This is a genomic window from Kluyvera huaxiensis, from assembly GCF_040149365.1.
GTDB lineage: Bacteria > Pseudomonadota > Gammaproteobacteria > Enterobacterales > Enterobacteriaceae > Kluyvera > Kluyvera intermedia_A.
In genome coordinates, this window is sequence record NZ_JBEFLV010000009.1 from 96,621 (window position 1) to 112,619 (window position 15,999).

Consider the following 15,999-nt stretch of genomic DNA (forward strand, 5'->3'; position numbering starts at 1 on the left):
CCCTTAGCACCCCGTCAGCGTCTTTGCGCAGTAAACGGAGCAGGTACGGTTAGTGTAATGTTGGTTTTTGTACTTCCGGTGCTGTTGGCTGCGGGCGAGTGAACGAATCGTGGCACAGCAGCGCGGCTACGCGAACGTATTCGATAATTTCTTCCAGCGACATCTCCAGCTCTTCCTGGTCTTCATCTTCTTCATAACCAAGTTGCGCAATATTACGAAGATCGTCAATGGCTTCGCCCGTTTCACCCTTCACTTTATCGAGTTTTGGCTGCACCATGCCCAACCCTAGCAGGAAGTGATTCACCCAGCCACAGAGTGCGTCAGCGCGCTCGAACACGTTGACTTCATCGCCATCAGGCAGATAAAGCTGAAAAAGAAAACCGTCATCTTCCAGTGCATCGCTGGTCGCGGCATGCATTGAACGCAATGACTGGGCCAGTTCATGACCGAAGGCCAGACCTTCGTTAGTCAGGTCATGAACCAGCGGCTGCCAGGAGCTGTCCTTATTGCCGCCACACAGCAGGCCGCTTAGCAGGCCGTGCATTTCAGCAGGCGTCAGGCCTACCCCTTGTTGGTTTAATTGCTGGTTCACCGCGGTGTAACCCGGCATTTCGTTCTGTATAGACATGCGCATTCGTCATTGTTGGGAGGATTTCATGATATGCTACCACTTTGGACCCTGGGGATACCAGAAAAGGGCTTGTATGTTCATACCAGGGTAGCTATAGTGTCGCCCCTTCACATCCTGAGAGTGAAGGTCGCGCAGTCAATCAGCAGGAAGGTGGCATGTCTGCAGAACCCGTCGATATCCATATTTTTGGCCGTTCACTGCGAGTGAATTGCCCGCCTGAACAAAGGGATGCTTTGAATCAGGCTGCGGACGATCTGAATCAGCGGTTGCAAGATCTGAAAGAACGCACTAGAGTCACAAATACTGAGCAGTTGGTTTTCATCGCCGCGTTGAACATCAGCTACGAGTTAACTCAGGAAAAGGCGAAGACGCGTGACTATGCTTCGAGCATGGAACAGCGCATTCGGATGCTGCAGCAGACCATTGAACAAGCGTTGCTTGACCAGGGTCGCACATCTGATAAGTCAGGGCCAAAGTTTGAATAACACTTTGCAGTTTACTATGGTAGAGTGACTGTGAAGACAAAATTTCTCTGAGATGTTCGCAAGCGGGCCAGTCCCCTGAGCCGATATTTCATACCACAAGAATGTGGCGCTCCACGGTTGGTGAGCATGCTCGGTCCGTCCGAGAAGCCTTAAAACTGTGACGACGCATTCACCTTGAACCAAGGGTTCAAGGGTTACAGCCTGCGGCGGCATCTCGGAGATTCCCCTTCTACCTACCGGTCGTTATGACACAGCTTCCAGAGCACATTCTCTCCCGACAAGAAATTCGCCAGCTAATCCGGCAGCGTCGTCGCGCGCTCACGCCAGAGCAGCAAACTCAGTTCGGTCATGAAGCTGCCACCCGTATGATTTCCTGGCCTCCGGTCGTGATGGCACAAACCGTCGCCGTGTTTTTATCCTTTGACGGTGAACTCGATACCCAACCGCTGATTGAACAACTCTGGCAGGCGGGCAAGCGCGTTTATCTACCGGTGTTGCATCCGTTTAGCCAGGGCAACCTGCTGTTTCTGCACTACCATCCGCAAAGCAATCTGGTGATAAACCGCCTGAAAATCAGCGAGCCAAAACTCGACGTGCGCGACGTGCTGCCGCTCAATCAGCTGGATGTTCTCATTACGCCGCTGGTTGCCTTTGATGAACACGGGCAGCGTTTGGGTATGGGCGGTGGTTTTTACGATCGCACCTTACAAAACTGGCAGGCGCACGGCATCCAGCCCGTTGGCTACGCCCATGACTGCCAGCAAGTTGCCGCACTACCGGTAGAAGAGTGGGATATCCCCCTCCCCGCCGTGGTCACTCCCGCCAAAGTGTGGCAATGGTAGCCATTTTTCGTCGATTGACAACGCTGCATTTTTGACCTAAATTCCTCGGTAAAGGGTGAGGGAGGCGAACCTCCCTCCTGCATAAAGACTGTTAATATGCTGGGTAGGCGATGATTAACAGAATCAGCAGTATGATGACGAGTCTCATCATTGTCCCTTTCCTTTTAAGAGCCCCTGCTTCGGTAGGGGCTTTTCCGTTTCAGCCCCATGCTGAGCCTCTATCGTAAGTGGCTTTTTTACGCGAACAAGGCACAGCGAAGCCTTTAATCACCGTTTGCGGCGAGGCTCGTAAATGAGATGTATCGGTTGCAGAAAGGAAGATGAGGCAGGAAGGGCTGACGGAATAAGGGCAGACCATTGGCCTGCCCGTGAAGGAGTGATTAGTAAAGCAGACGTGCGCGCAGAGTGCCCGGAATTGCCTTCATGCTCAGCAGCGCTTTCTCGGCAACATCTTCTTCCGCTTCAATATCGATAACCACATAACCCATATCGGAGTTAGTTTGCAGATACTGTGCGGCAATGTTGACGCCCTGATCGGCGAAGATCTGGTTCAACGCCGTCAGTACTCCTGGGCGGTTTTCATGGATGTGCAGCAGACGACGCCCACCGTGCAGCGGTAGCGAAACTTCCGGGAAGTTCACCGCCGACAGCGTAGAACCATTGTCGGAGTACTTCGCCAGTTTACCCGCCACTTCCAGACCGATATTTTCCTGCGCTTCCTGAGTAGAACCACCGATGTGCGGCGTCAGGATAACGTTGTCGAACTCACACAGCGGTGAGGTGAACGGTTCGCTGTTGGTCGCCGGTTCCGTTGGGAATACGTCAACGGCAGCACCGGCCAGGTGTTTGCTCGCCAGCACGGCGCACAGCGCTGGGATATCAACGACCGTACCACGTGAGGCGTTAATCAGCAGCGCACCAGGCTTCATCAGCGCCAGCTCTTCCGCGCCCATCATATTTTTGGTGGAGGCGTTTTCCGGCACGTGCAGGCTAACCACATCGCTCATGTTTAGCAGGTCAGAGAGATGCTGCACCTGAGTCGCATTGCCCAGCGGCAGTTTGCTTTCAATATCGTAGAAGAAGACGTGCATCCCCAGCGATTCAGCCAGAATACCGAGCTGAGTACCGATGTGACCGTAGCCGATGATGCCCAGTTTTTTACCGCGCGCTTCATAGGAGCCCGCAGCCAGTTTATTCCACACGCCGCGGTGCGCCTTGGCGTTAGCTTCAGGAATACCACGTAGCAGTAACAGCAGTTCGCCAATCACCAGCTCCGCCACGGAACGTGTGTTAGAGAATGGGGCGTTAAACACGGGAACGCCGCGTTTTGCCGCCGCTTTCAGGTCAACCTGGTTGGTACCGATACAGAAACAACCTACCGCCACCAGTTTTTCAGCGGCCGCTAAGATCTCTTCCGTCAAGTGCGTGCGGGATCGCAGGCCGATGAAATGAGCATCACGGATCGACTCCTTCAGCTGTTCGCTATCCAGCGCACCCTTGTGAAATTCGATATTGGTGTAACCTGCTGCGCGAAGGCTATCCAGCGCCTTCTGGTGCACGCCTTCAACCAGCAGAAACTTAATTTTGTCTTTTTCCAGTGATACCTTAGCCATTTCCCCGTCCTGTCTTTGTTTTACTGATGTTGTGCTGAACGAAAGTTCATCTAAGCAACATATCAAAAATAAATATTGCGGCAATATGAACGTTTGCGTCGGGGTCATGAAGAACGGTCACGCAGGGCAAAATGCCAGCATAAAATGCTAAGCGGGAAACTAAACGTGGGATGTTAATAAGAATGGGGTTGTAAATGTGACACAAGTCACCAAATTTGGCCTGAATAAAAAAAATGGGGGAAATAGTCATTCCCCCCGGGTCAGATCATTTCACAATAGTTTTCACGCCATCGGCGGTACCGATCAACGCTACATCAGCACCACGGTTCGCGAACAGGCCGACCGTAACGACGCCAGGAAGACCATTGATAGCATTTTCCAGAGCAATTGCGTCAAGGATTTCAAGGCCGTGCACATCGAGGATCACGTTGCCGTTGTCGGTCACTACGCCCTGGCGATATTCCGGACGACCGCCCAGCTTAACCAGTTCACGCGCTACGGCGCTGCGCGCCATTGGAATAACTTCAACCGGTAGCGGGAAGTTGCCCAGGATATCAACCTGCTTAGAAGCGTCGGCGATGCAGATAAATTTATCCGCCACCGAAGCAATGATTTTTTCACGCGTCAGCGCCGCGCCACCGCCTTTGATCATCTGCATATGGCCGTTGATCTCATCCGCACCATCGACATAGATGCCCAAACGGTCGACTTCATTCAGATCGAAAACGGTGATACCGAGGCTTTTCAGCTTCTCAGTAGAGGCATCAGAGCTAGAGACCGCGCCTTCAATTTGTCCTTTCATGGTACCCAGCGCGTCAATAAAGTGTGCCGCGGTAGATCCCGTGCCTACACCGACAATCGTACCTGGCTGTACGTATTGAAGTGCCGCCCAGCCTACTGCTTTTTTCAGTTCATCCTGCGTCATGATCGTTTCGCCTGTGGTGTCATCATCTGCCGCGCATTATAGAACAGAACTCTGCCACAATTCGAGTCACCCGCCGGGCTCTAGCTGGGCATTGTGGACGGGAGGCCCAACACGTGAGCAACATCACAGTAATGTGCAAACTATTTTCGTCTGTATCTGCGGTCAATTTATGTCATAGTGCAGATAACACCTATACGGGAGCACCTCAGAGCAATGAAACGTCCGGACTACAGAACACTACAGGCGCTGGATGCCGTTATCAGGGAACGTGGGTTTGAACGCGCCGCGCAGAAACTGTGCATTACTCAGTCCGCCGTTTCTCAGCGTATTAAACAGCTGGAGAACATGTTCGGCCAGCCGCTGCTGGTGCGTACTGTCCCGCCGCGCCCAACCGAACAAGGGCAAAAGCTGTTGGCGCTGCTGCGTCAGGTCGAGCTGCTGGAAGAAGAGTGGCTGGGCGACGAACAAACCGGCTCAACGCCTCTGTTGCTGTCGCTGGCGGTCAACGCCGACAGTCTGGCGACCTGGCTGCTGCCCGCATTGTCGGAAGTCCTCAACAACTCGCCTATTCGACTAAATCTTCAGGTGGAAGATGAAACGCGCACCCAGGAACGCCTGCGTCGCGGTGAAGTGGTCGGCGCGGTGAGTATTCAGCCACAGGCGCTGCCAAGTTGTCTGGTCGATCAGCTCGGTGCACTCGATTATCTGTTTGTTGGTTCTAAGGCCTTCGCCGAACGTTATTTCCCGAATGGCGTGACGCGCTCTGCGCTACTGAAAGCCCCTGCCGTTGCCTTCGATCATCTCGATGATATGCATCAGGCATTCTTACAGCAGAACTTCGACCTGCCGCCGGGCAGCGTACCGTGCCATATCGTCAACTCTTCAGAAGCATTCGTTCAGCTGGCGCGTCAGGGCACAACCTGCTGTATGATCCCCCATCTGCAAATTGAGAAAGAGCTGGCCAGCGGCGAGCTTATCGATCTGACACCGGGGTTATTCCAGCGCCGTATGCTGTACTGGCACCGTTTCGCACCAGAAAGCCGCATGATGCGCAAGGTGACCGACGCCCTGCTCGCTTACGGGCACAAGGTTCTTCGTCAGGATTAGTACAAAGAAAAACCTCGCGATGCGAGGTTTTTTTTAGAAATGACGTTGCTTACTTCGCTGCGGCAGGAGCCGGAGCGGCTGCTGGCGCTGCGGCCTGTTCAGGCTGAAGCTGGAACACCACATCGACCTGATCGGCAAACTGGATCGCTTCCTGCTCGTAGCTTTCCTGTGCAGAAACCGGTGCTGCATCGGCTTTCATCATGCGTACCATCGGGCTAGGCTGGTAGTTAGAAACGTGATAACGCACGCTGTATACCGGCCCCAGCTTGCTGTGGAACCCAGACGCCAGCGACTGCGCCTGATGAATAGCATCTTCAATTGCCGCTTTCCGCGCTTTATCTTTGTATGCATCCGGCTGCGCAACGCCCAGCGATACCGAGCGGATCTCATTCAACCCGGCCTTTAAGGCGCCGTCGAGCAGAGAGTTGAGCTTATCCAGCTGGCGCAAGGTCACTTCCACGGTACGTACCGCCCGATACCCTTTCAGTACGCTTTTACCATTCTGGTAGTCGTAATCCGGCTGGGTACGCAGATTGGCGGAGCTGATGTCTTTTTTGTTTACGCCGTTTTGCTCAAGGAAAGAGAGGTATTGCGCAACACGCTGGTCAGCCTGTTTCTTGGCGCTCGCGGCGTCCTTAGCAGCAATATTCACTTCGATAGAAAGCGTCGCGATATCAGGCACCGCATCCACGCTCGCGGTCCCTGACGTGACAATATGTGGACCATCCGGCAATTCATTTGCCTGCACTGACATTGCGCTAAACCCGATTACTGCAGCCAGAGCCATCACTTTAAACTTCACTGTTGTATCTCCATGGTTATCACCCGACAACGGGGTCTTGCCTGCAAGCTTAGCCGTTGCCAGATGAAAGTCCATCAGATGACGCTTAGTTAAGGAGCGCCTGCAGGTGTCCAACACCCTCTTTTGCCAGCTGAAAAGCAATAATCCACATCACGAGACCGACCACTACGTTGATAATTCGTTGAGCTTTCGCCGTACGCAGACGCGGTGCCAGCCAGGCTGCCAGTAGCGCAAGCGCGAAGAACCATAAGAATGATGCGCTAATTGTACCAAGTGCAAACCAGCGTTTAGGTAGCACATCCAGCTGCCCGCCCAAACTGCCCAGTACGACAAAGGTATCAATGTACACATGCGGATTAAGCCAGGTCACCGCCAGCATGGTGGCGATAATCTTCCAGCGCCCCTGCTTCATCACTTCCGCGTTGGCCAGTTCAATGTTACTGCCCGTGGCCGTTTTCAGCGCGCCGAAACCGTACCACAGCAGGAAGGCGACGCCACCCCATGTCACCAGCGCCAGCAGCCACGGCGATGACATCAGCAGTGCGCTGCCACCAAAAATGCCGGCGCAGATAAGCAATAAGTCGCTAACCGCGCAGAGCAGCGCAATCATCAGGTGATATTGGCGACGAATGCCCTGGTTCATGACAAAAGCATTTTGCGGCCCAAGTGGCAGAATCATGGCAGCGCCAAGCATAAGACCTTGAAAATAGTAAGATAACACGGTGTATTTTTCGCTTAATGTTAGTATGTAGCGAGACTATAGCGCGGGATAATCATTAGATGAAATGGATTGTATTAATAGGTTATTAGCTAAACTAATAACACGCCACCGAGCACAGTCTGCATATTCATTCAGTGGCTATGCGTGTTAGCGCATTTCATTGGCACAAACTGAATCCGTCCTTGCCGTGTACAAGGACGGATAGCTCGAGGATATTCACAACGCGATGAAACTCAGCAAAAGATCGCAGAGCAACCACAGAGAACCACCTCAGAGAGACTCTCAGCGTCATTCTCAGAGGTCAGAACGGTGAACATTCAGGGTAGGCTCGCCTCCGTCCAGTCGAGGTCAAGCGAGAACCCATTATCCGACTTTTCCAGAGAGACTTGATAACCGGAGTCACGAAACAGTTTCATGATTTTCTCCAGCTCCTCTTCTGCGCCTGCGTTACCTAAAATCGGGAACTTCTCCCGGCTGAAAAAAGCGGAGACTACCCCTCTCTTATGCTTTTTCGGATCCCTTAATAAACGCACCAGATCTCCAGAGATCAGCGCTTTTTCGTTAGCAATACGCTGAGTCAAATCAGATCGATGCTTTTTGTAAGTCTGGTTAAGTAAGTAAGCTTTAGGAATAAACATTTCAGTGACTGTCATTCATTATTTTATGTTTTCACGAATTCAGCGCGTGCAGCCTGGCCTTGGGTCTCAAAGCAGGCTCAAACGGTAAGCGCTGATTAATTCGCGGCAATGTTGTGCATCTTCCGCGTGAGTGTACTGACTTTAAAACCTGACGACTATTGCAGCAGCACGCATTATCAATACTGAAATAAACTTTCTGCTGGCAATATCATTCTCGAATATTTATCCAATAAAATTTATCGCCACCGTGAATATTACCTAAAAAAATGGCTTCCCGAAGGAAGCCATTTTTCGTCGTTTGCCGCTTACTGACCAGGCGCCCGAGCCGCTGAATTATGCCGATTCATTCTGCGTGTTTACCGGCTTCATATTCACATCGAGCTGCGGGTAAGGAAAACTAATCCCATTAGCATCAAACTCGCGCTTAATCTGCTCCAGCACATCCCAATAGACGTTTTGCAGGTCACCGCTCAGGCTCCAGGCGCGCACCACAAAATTCACCGACGACGGCGCCAGTTCATTTAAACGCACGGTAATGTCGCGATCTTTCAGGATGCGATTATCAGATTCCAGAATACGCGTCAGGATCTGCTTAACCTTATCAATATCCGCATCGTAAGAGACGCCAATAATAAACTCATTGCGACGAGCCGGTTCGCGGGAGAAGTTGATAATGTTACCGGCGATAATTTTACCGTTTGGAATAACGACAATCTTGCCATCCACGGTACGCATGGTGGTGGAGAAAATCTGCACGCTCAACACGGTCCCAGCCACGCCGCCCAGGTCAACATATTCCCCCGCACGGAACGGACGGAACATCACCAGCAGCACGCCTGCGGCAAGGTTGGAGAGCGAGCCCTGCAGCGCCAGGCCGACGGCTAAACCAGCGGCACCCAGTACCGCGATAACCGATGCAGTCTGCACGCCAATACGGCCAAGCGCGGCGATCAGCGTGAAGGCGATGATGGCGTAACGCAGCATCGCGGAGAGGAAATCAGCCACGGTGGCGTCAATTTTACGCGCCAGCATCAGGCGGTTGACGGTATTCGATACAATACGCGCCACAATCATCCCAACGATGACAATGGCAATTGCCGCAACGATATTGACGGCATAACTCAGCAGTAATTCCTGATTGCGCACCAGCCACGTACCTGCGCCATTTATGCTATCGACAACGTTTAAATCTTCCATTCAATATTCCTTATGGGAAACAAAAAGCGGCCTGAAAAAGTACAGGCAGGTATAAAGAGTAAACAAAAAATTAGCATTTTGCCAAATTGATCACATTTCTACGCCTGACCATAACATTGAAAAGACAATAAAAAAGCCCGCCATAAGGCGGGCTTTTGCAGAAAAGTCGGTCTTTTCTTACAGAACGTCTTTCGCGTTCAGTTCAGTGAAAGCCTGTTCCAGACGGGCGATCATAGAAGTCTGAGCGGCACGCAGCCATACGCGTGGATCGTAGTATTTCTTGTTCGGCTGGTCTTCGCCTTTCGGGTTGCCCAGCTGACCCTGCAGGTAAGCTTCGTTTTCTTTGTAGTAGTTCAGGATACCTTCCCAAGTTGCCCACTGGGTGTCGGTATCGATGTTCATTTTCACTACGCCGTAGCTTACGGAATCTTTGATTTCCTGAGCAGAAGAACCGGAACCGCCGTGGAAGACGAAGTTCAGGCTGTTGTGCGGCAGGTTGTGTTTCTTAGCAACATAGTCCTGAGAATCACGCAGGATAGTTGGGGTCAGAACCACGTTACCTGGTTTGTACACGCCGTGTACGTTACCGAAGGAAGCCGCGATGGTGAAACGCGGGCTGATTTTGCTCAGCTCGGTGTAAGCGTAATCAACGTCTTCTGGCTGAGTGTACAGTGCAGAAGCGTCCATGTGGCTGTTGTCCACGCCGTCTTCTTCACCGCCGGTGCAACCCAGTTCGATTTCCAGGGTCATATCCATTTTGGACATGCGCGCCAGGTATTTGGAGCAGATTTCGATGTTTTCGTGCAGGGATTCTTCAGACAGGTCGATCATGTGAGAAGAGAACAGTGGTTTACCGGTAGCGGCAAAGTGTTTTTCACCTGCGTCCAGCAGACCGTCGATCCACGGCAGCAGTTTCTTCGCGCAGTGGTCAGTATGCAGGATAACTGGAACACCGTAGTGCTCAGCCATCTGGTGAACGTGATGTGCACCAGAGATAGCGCCCAGGATTGCAGCACCCTGAGGAACGTCGGTTTTCACGCCTTTGCCTGCGATGAACGCAGCGCCGCCGTTGGAGAACTGTACGATAACCGGTGCTTTAACTTTTGCTGCGGTTTCCAGTACGGCGTTGATGGAATCAGTACCGACGCAGTTAACGGCTGGCAGAGCAAAATTGTTTTCTTTTGCTACCTGGAAAACTTTCTGTACGTCATCACCAGTGATTACGCCTGGTTTTACGAAATCAAAAATTTTAGACATGTTACGAGTCCTGTATCTTCGGCCTTGGAAAGGGGCGCGCCCTAAAGCGCGTTAATAATGGGGCAGGTTTCCCTGCCCTTAAATGGCTTACTTCTTAGCGCGCTCTTCGAGCATTGCTACTGCTGGCAGTACTTTGCCTTCCACGAATTCGAGGAATGCGCCGCCGCCAGTAGAGATGTAGGAAATTTTGTCGGAAATACCGAACAGGTCGATAGCAGCCAGAGTATCGCCGCCGCCTGCGATGGAGAACGCTTCGCTGTCTGCGATAGCGTTAGCCACGATTTCAGTCCCTTTACGGAAGTTCGGGAATTCAAACACGCCAACCGGACCGTTCCACAGAATGGTTTTGGCGTTTTTCAGGATGTCAGCCAGCTGCTGTGCAGAAGCGTCGCCCAGATCCAGAATCTGCTCGTCATCTTTGATGTCGTTAACAGACTTCAGGGTAGCTGCCGCAGTTTCAGAGAACTCGGTCGCTACGCGAACGTCAGTTGGGACTGGGATATCGCAGGTGGTCAGCAGACGTTTTGCTTCGTCAACCAGATCCGCTTCGTACAGGGATTTACCGACGTTGTGGCCTTGAGCAGCAACGAAGGTGTTAGCGATACCACCACCAACGATCAGCTGGTCAGCGATTTTAGACAGGGAATCCAGAACGGTCAGTTTGGTAGAAACTTTAGAACCGCCAACGATAGCAACCATTGGGCGTGCTGGTTCTTTCAGAGCTTTACCCAGTGCGTCCAGCTCAGCGGCCAGCAGTGGACCTGCGCAAGCGACGTCAGCAAATTTGCCGATACCGTGAGTAGAAGCCTGTGCACGGTGTGCAGTACCGAATGCGTCCATCACGAATACGTCGCACAGTGCGGCATATTTCTTAGACAGCGCTTCGTCGTCTTTTTTCTCGCCTTTGTTAAAGCGAACGTTTTCCAGAACAACCAGCTCACCGGCCGCAACTTCAACGCCGTCCAGGTAATCTTTAACCAGACGTACTGGAGCAGACAGTTTGTCTTTCAGATAATTAACAACCGGCAGCAGAGAGAATTCTTCGTTGTACTCGCCTTCGGTCGGACGACCCAGGTGAGAAGTGACCATCACTTTTGCGCCCTGCTTCAGAGCCAGCTCAATGGTCGGCAGAGATGCACGGATACGCGCGTCGCTGGTTACTTTCCCTTCTTTAACTGGTACGTTCAGGTCCGCACGGATGAAAACGCGTTTACCAGCCAGATCCAGATCGGTCATCTTAATTACAGACATGGTGAATCCTCTCGTTGATACTTAAAGTTTTGTCGACGCTCAAGCGTCGAGCCTGAAACCAATAGCTGCCATTGCTAACGTCGTGTCGAGCATTCGGTTAGCAAAGCCCCATTCGTTATCACACCAGACCAGCGTTTTGATCAGATGTGCTCCACTCACCCGCGTCTGCGTGCCATCAACAATGGCACTGTGCGGGTCGTGATTAAAATCAGTCGAGACCAACGGTAATTCCGTATAGTCAACTATACCATGAAATGTACCCTGTGCTGCTTTTTGCAGCAACTGGTTGACTTCATGGGCTTTTACCGGCTTCTTCACCGTTACGCTCAGGTCAATAGCCGTCACGTTGATGGTCGGTACGCGCACCGCAATCGCCTCGAAATGGTCACTAAACTTAGGGAAAATACGGGCAATACCCGCCGCAAGTTTAGTATCTACCGGAATGATCGATTGGCTTGCCGCGCGCGTGCGGCGTAAATCTGGGTGATAAGCGTCAATCACCTGTTGGTCATGCATCGCGGAGTGAATAGTCGTGACCGTACCTGATTCAATGCCGTAAGCATCATCTAACAATTTGATGACGGGAATGATGCAATTCGTGGTACAGGAGGCATTGGAAACAATACGGTGTTCCGCGCGCAGTTCATGTTGGTTAACGCCGAATACGACAGTGGCGTCAAGATCGTTGCTGCCAGGATGTGAAAAGAGCACCTTCTTCGCGCCGGCGGCAATATGGGCTTCGCCGTCTTCGCGCGTACCGTATACGCCGGTACAGTCCAACACCACATCCACCGACAGTTCACGCCAGGGAAGCGCGTCTATTGAGCGCTCGTGCAGGAGACGGATGGAATCGTCGCCGACGTAGAGCTGCTCTCGCTCCTGGCGGACATCCCAGGCAAAGCGCCCATGACTGGTGTCATACTTCAACAAATGCGCGATGCCGGCAGCATCGGCCAGTTCGTTGATAGCCACTACGGTAATTTCCGCACGGCGTCCGGATTCATACAAAGCACGAACCACGTTACGTCCAATGCGACCGAAGCCATTAATCGCTACGCGTACGGTCATAGGTCTCCTGCAAGGTTATCCCGAAGCAAAGTGGCTCACAGAGTAATGCAGCCACGAGTTCTGGGAAACCTTACCCGCCACAAACAGTGACTGATTGGTTAAATGTCGAACAAACTGCCAACTGAAACGCTTCAGCTAGAATAAGCGAAACACGGAATAAAAGGAATGATTGTCCAGTTACAGAAAGCGGTTATCTGACTTACGTCACATTTTTGCGCAATGAGAAGGCCAATTTATTCCACATCCCAGAATTGTGCATAAGCGTAGCAAGATAATTTCGTTGCTGCGGCGTAAATCCTGATTTATATCAGAAAGCAAATTATCCAGTGTCGATATTATCACCGCCACGTCCGAGTCTCGGAGTCCCCCAAACATGATTGCGCCCCACTCTTCAACCGCTCGCTTTTATGCGCTTCGCTTACTTCCGGGTCAGGAAGTCTTCGCTCAGCTTCACGAATTTATCCAACAGAACTCGCTACAGGCCGCGTGGATTGCCGGTTGTACCGGAAGCCTGACGGACGTTGCCTTACGTTATGCCGGTCAGGACGAAACCACCCTGTTGAACGGCACGTTTGAAGTCATTTCCCTTAACGGCACACTGGAACTCACCGGCGAACATCTCCACCTGGCGGTCTCTGACCCGCAGGGGGCGATGCTGGGTGGCCACATGATGCCGGGCTGCACCGTGCGAACCACGCTTGAACTGGTCATTGGCGAGCTCAACGCACTGGCATTTAGCCGCCAGCCGTGTGCCGTTTCTGGCTACGACGAACTGGTTATTACTTCCCGATAAAATTCACTGATAAGAGGTTTTTATGGCGCGTCGCCAATTTTCCAGCCAGTCCCTGGCGCTGATTGTCATTGCTATCGCTATCAATATGGTCGGTGGCCAGCTCATCAGCATGTTGAAACTGCCGATTTTTCTCGACTCCATTGGCACCTTAATCAGCGCGGTGCTGCTGGGCCCGGTGGTGGGAATGTTAACCGGATTGCTCACCAACCTGCTGTGGGGGATCCTGACCGATCCTATCGCCGCCGCCTTCGCGCCGGTAGCGATGGTTATCGGTCTCGTCGCCGGATGGCTGGCGCGTGCAGGCTGGTTTCGCACCTTACCCAAAGTGGTGGCTAGCGGCGTAGTCATTACCCTTGCCGTGACCATCGTTGCCGTGCCTATCCGCACCACGCTGTTTGGCGGCGTCACCGGCAGCGGCGCCGATTTATTTGTCGCCTGGATGCACTCGGCTGGTCAGGATCTGATGGAGTCCGTTGCCGTCACGGTAGTGGGCGCCAATCTGGTGGATAAAATTCTGACGGCGGTGATTGTCTGGGTGCTGCTGCGTCAACTCCCGTTGCGCACCACGCGTCACTTCCCGACGATGGCCGCCGTACGCTAAATGCATCCGTTTACCTCACTGACCCTGTGGGCGCTCGCCGCGTGCTCCACGCTACTGCTGCCAGCCGGCATCGCGCTTAACGTTTACAGCGCGACGGTATTCCTGCTGTTGCTGTGCATGAAGGCCACGCGCCCCCGGGCAAAGTATGTGGTCTGGTTGATGATTCCATTGGGCATTGGCCTGTGGCTGGTCCACGGCGGTTGGCTAACGCAGTGGATTAGCGGGCAACCGCGCACGCCGGAACGCTGGGCCGATGCCACCACGCTGTGGCTGCGGATCCTGGCGATTGTCTCGACGTCGCAGCTTTGGATGCACTACGTCCCGATATCGCGGTTTATCCGCGCCCTGTTTGCCTCTCGCCTACCGCCCGGCGTGGCCTATCTGTTTGCCGGCCCGCTGCTGGTCGTTGAGCAGCTCAAACGACAGCTGACTATTATTCACGAGGCCCAGCGAGCACGCGGTGTACCGCTTGATGAACGCTGGTATCAGCGCCTGCGTGCGATGCCCGCGCTGATAGTCCCACTGACGCACAATGCGCTCAACGATTTGGTGGTTCGCGGTGCCGCACTCGATATGCGAGCTTTTCGTCTGCATCCTCGGCGCACGACCCTATGGGCTCCCGAGGACAGCGCTTTGCAACGTGCGGCCCGATACACCATGGTGCTAGCGATGCTAATCGAAACAGGGGTATGGCTATGGTTACGTTAGAACAGTTTCGCTATCTGCCAACCCACGCAGCGCGTCCATCGGCCAGTATCAACTTTCACTACGATGCCCCCGGCATGGTCGCTATTTTTGGCGATAACGGCAGTGGTAAAAGTACGCTGGCACAGCTGATGGCCGGCTGGTATCCGGATTTTCTGCCCGGCAGCATTGAGGGTATTGGAAAGCTGCTGGGATCGCCCATCGGCCAGCTCTCTCTGGTCGAACAGTCGCAAACCATTCAACTGGTCCAACAATCGCCCTACCTGCAACTATCGGGCTGTACCTTCAGCGTGGAGGAAGAGGTGGCTTTTGGCCCGGAGAACCTTTGTCTGCCAGAAGATGAAATTCTGCGCCGGATAGATAACGCGCTGACCCTGACGGAATGCCAGCCGCTGCGTCAGCGTCATCCGGGAACCCTCTCCGGCGGTGAAACCCAGCGGGTGGTGATAGCCTGCGCGCTGGCGATGCAGCCGAAAATTTTAATCCTCGACGAAGCATTCAGTCGTCTGACAGCCGAGATAACCGACCGGCTCCTGGCGCGCCTGCAGAGCTGGGCACAGGCGCCGGGCTCGCTGGTTATCCTGTTCGAACGCCACACTCCCCCCTTTCTCACCTACAGCCAGCAAGCCTGGCAGTTGCAAAACGGAGCGTTGATGCCGCTATGTTGATCTTAAATCAGGTGGGTTTTCGCTGGCCGGGTGCACCAACATCTTGTCTGAACGATATCTCGCTGCAGCTTAGCGCTGGGGAATGGCTGGCGTTAACCGGTGACAATGGCGCGGGGAAATCCACGCTACTGCGGGTGATGGCGGGCTTATTGTCACCGGAGTCCGGCACGATAACACTACACGACAGCCCGATTGCGCAACTGAAAAACCGTGAGCGCGCAACGCTGATTGGCGTGCTGTTTCAGGAAGCAGAAAATCAAATATTTCACAGCAATGTGGCAGAAGAAGTGGCCTTTGGCCTGCGGCTGCAAAAAATGCCTGAAGTTGAAGTTGCGCAACGTACCGCAGATGCCCTGCAATTGTGTCAATTAACTGACGTTGCCGAAGCGCACCCATTGGATTTACACACCGCCCAGCGACGGATGGTCGCCGTCGCCAGTCTTGAAGCGATGGCGCCAGCGATTCTGATGCTCGACGAACCGAGCCGCGATTTTGATGCCCATTGGCTGGCCGTATTCGAAAACTGGCTGGCGGTTTGCCGTCAGAGAGGTACCAGCGTCGTCGCCATCAGCCACGACAGCCGCTTTACCCAGCGCCACTTTCCTCGCGTGGTTCGCCTTGAAAACGGCCAACTACGCGCAGCCAACGCCTGACCTTTCGCCTGGACAAAAAAAAACGGGCCGCCTGAGCGACCC

19 protein-coding genes and 1 other RNA gene are annotated in these 15,999 nt (G+C 53.3%); 9 read left to right on the plus strand and 11 right to left on the minus strand.

The features are described 5' to 3' along the window. Positions 1-49: 49 nt before the first annotated feature. Positions 50-628, minus strand: coding sequence for a YecA/YgfB family protein (locus ABOC97_RS11525; RefSeq protein WP_349597578.1), 579 nt, complete (start codon positions 626-628; stop codon positions 50-52). A 158-nt stretch (positions 629-786) separates the two neighbouring features. On the opposite strand from ABOC97_RS11525, the gene zapA reads away from it, so the two are divergent. From zapA to ABOC97_RS11540, 3 genes are all read left to right on the plus strand, one after another. Continuing rightward, the gene (gene zapA / locus ABOC97_RS11530; protein WP_052281984.1) at positions 787-1,116 is read left to right on the plus strand and encodes a cell division protein ZapA; all 330 of its coding nucleotides are present in this window, start codon (positions 787-789) and stop codon (positions 1,114-1,116) included. A 41-nt stretch (positions 1,117-1,157) separates the two neighbouring features. Beyond that, a non-coding RNA gene (gene ssrS / locus ABOC97_RS11535) (6S RNA) lies at positions 1,158-1,341 on the plus strand. Between the two features lie 20 nt (positions 1,342-1,361). Beyond that, entirely contained in the window at positions 1,362-1,958 is a 597-nt protein-coding gene (locus ABOC97_RS11540; RefSeq protein WP_349597582.1) for a 5-formyltetrahydrofolate cyclo-ligase, read from the plus strand. Positions 1,959-2,049: 91 nt separating this feature from the next. On the opposite strand, the gene ABOC97_RS24045 is transcribed toward ABOC97_RS11540, so the two are convergent. The 3 genes from ABOC97_RS24045 to rpiA form a co-directional block, all read right to left on the minus strand. Beyond that, a complete protein-coding gene (locus ABOC97_RS24045; RefSeq protein ID WP_156315568.1) occupies positions 2,050-2,109 on the minus strand; it encodes a type I toxin-antitoxin system Ibs family toxin in 60 nt (19 codons plus the stop codon). A 229-nt stretch (positions 2,110-2,338) separates the two neighbouring features. Beyond that, positions 2,339-3,571 (minus strand): phosphoglycerate dehydrogenase, encoded by a 1,233-nt coding sequence (serA, locus tag ABOC97_RS11545; protein WP_234506673.1) that lies wholly within the window; start codon positions 3,569-3,571, stop codon positions 2,339-2,341. A 265-nt stretch (positions 3,572-3,836) separates the two neighbouring features. Continuing rightward, the gene (gene rpiA / locus ABOC97_RS11550; protein ID WP_234506671.1) at positions 3,837-4,496 is read right to left on the minus strand and encodes a ribose-5-phosphate isomerase RpiA; all 660 of its coding nucleotides are present in this window, start codon (positions 4,494-4,496) and stop codon (positions 3,837-3,839) included. A 213-nt stretch (positions 4,497-4,709) separates the two neighbouring features. Here rpiA and argP point away from each other — a divergent pair, with 213 nt between their 5' ends. Then, positions 4,710-5,603, plus strand: coding sequence for a DNA-binding transcriptional regulator ArgP (gene argP, locus ABOC97_RS11555; RefSeq protein ID WP_052281981.1), 894 nt, complete (start codon positions 4,710-4,712; stop codon positions 5,601-5,603). Between the two features lie 49 nt (positions 5,604-5,652). On the opposite strand, the gene ABOC97_RS11560 is transcribed toward argP, so the two are convergent. From ABOC97_RS11560 to epd, 7 genes are all read right to left on the minus strand, one after another. Then, a complete protein-coding gene (locus ABOC97_RS11560) occupies positions 5,653-6,405 on the minus strand; it encodes an oxidative stress defense protein (protein ID WP_349597585.1) in 753 nt (250 codons plus the stop codon). Between the two features lie 85 nt (positions 6,406-6,490). Beyond that, positions 6,491-7,126, minus strand: coding sequence for an arginine exporter ArgO (gene argO / locus ABOC97_RS11565; protein WP_349597587.1), 636 nt, complete (start codon positions 7,124-7,126; stop codon positions 6,491-6,493). Between the two features lie 317 nt (positions 7,127-7,443). Next, entirely contained in the window at positions 7,444-7,779 is a 336-nt protein-coding gene (locus tag ABOC97_RS11570; protein ID WP_349597590.1) for a hypothetical protein, read from the minus strand. 318 nt (positions 7,780-8,097) lie between these two features. After that, positions 8,098-8,961, minus strand: a complete 864-nt coding sequence (mscS, locus tag ABOC97_RS11575) for a small-conductance mechanosensitive channel MscS (RefSeq protein WP_234506659.1) — start codon at positions 8,959-8,961, stop codon at positions 8,098-8,100. A 177-nt stretch (positions 8,962-9,138) separates the two neighbouring features. Beyond that, entirely contained in the window at positions 9,139-10,218 is a 1,080-nt protein-coding gene (gene fbaA / locus ABOC97_RS11580) for a class II fructose-bisphosphate aldolase (protein ID WP_349597592.1), read from the minus strand. 87 nt (positions 10,219-10,305) lie between these two features. Next, positions 10,306-11,469, minus strand: coding sequence for a phosphoglycerate kinase (gene pgk, locus ABOC97_RS11585; protein ID WP_349597593.1), 1,164 nt, complete (start codon positions 11,467-11,469; stop codon positions 10,306-10,308). A gap of 39 nt (positions 11,470-11,508) precedes the next feature. After that, a complete protein-coding gene (epd, locus tag ABOC97_RS11590; RefSeq protein WP_234506653.1) occupies positions 11,509-12,537 on the minus strand; it encodes an erythrose-4-phosphate dehydrogenase in 1,029 nt (342 codons plus the stop codon). A gap of 373 nt (positions 12,538-12,910) precedes the next feature. Here epd and ABOC97_RS11595 point away from each other — a divergent pair, with 373 nt between their 5' ends. The 5 genes from ABOC97_RS11595 to ABOC97_RS11615 are packed head-to-tail and all read left to right on the plus strand — an operon-like array spanning position 12,911 to position 15,957. Beyond that, positions 12,911-13,330 carry a PPC domain-containing DNA-binding protein gene (locus ABOC97_RS11595; protein WP_234506652.1) on the plus strand — a complete coding sequence of 140 codons (420 nt, stop codon included), beginning with the start codon at positions 12,911-12,913 and terminating at the stop codon, positions 13,328-13,330. Between the two features lie 22 nt (positions 13,331-13,352). Then, on the plus strand, positions 13,353-13,931 hold the full coding sequence (locus tag ABOC97_RS11600) for an ECF transporter S component (RefSeq protein WP_349597595.1): 579 nt from the start codon (positions 13,353-13,355) through the stop codon (positions 13,929-13,931). After that, positions 13,932-14,639, plus strand: coding sequence for an energy-coupling factor transporter transmembrane component T (locus tag ABOC97_RS11605; protein WP_349597597.1), 708 nt, complete (start codon positions 13,932-13,934; stop codon positions 14,637-14,639). It abuts the gene before it with no gap. Then, positions 14,627-15,304, plus strand: a complete 678-nt coding sequence (locus ABOC97_RS11610) for an ABC transporter ATP-binding protein (protein WP_349597599.1) — start codon at positions 14,627-14,629, stop codon at positions 15,302-15,304. Before ABOC97_RS11605 ends, ABOC97_RS11610 begins: the two co-directional genes overlap by 13 nt. After that, positions 15,298-15,957 carry an ABC transporter ATP-binding protein gene (locus tag ABOC97_RS11615; protein ID WP_349597601.1) on the plus strand — a complete coding sequence of 220 codons (660 nt, stop codon included), beginning with the start codon at positions 15,298-15,300 and terminating at the stop codon, positions 15,955-15,957. Before ABOC97_RS11610 ends, ABOC97_RS11615 begins: the two co-directional genes overlap by 7 nt. Positions 15,958-15,999 lie beyond the last annotated feature (42 nt).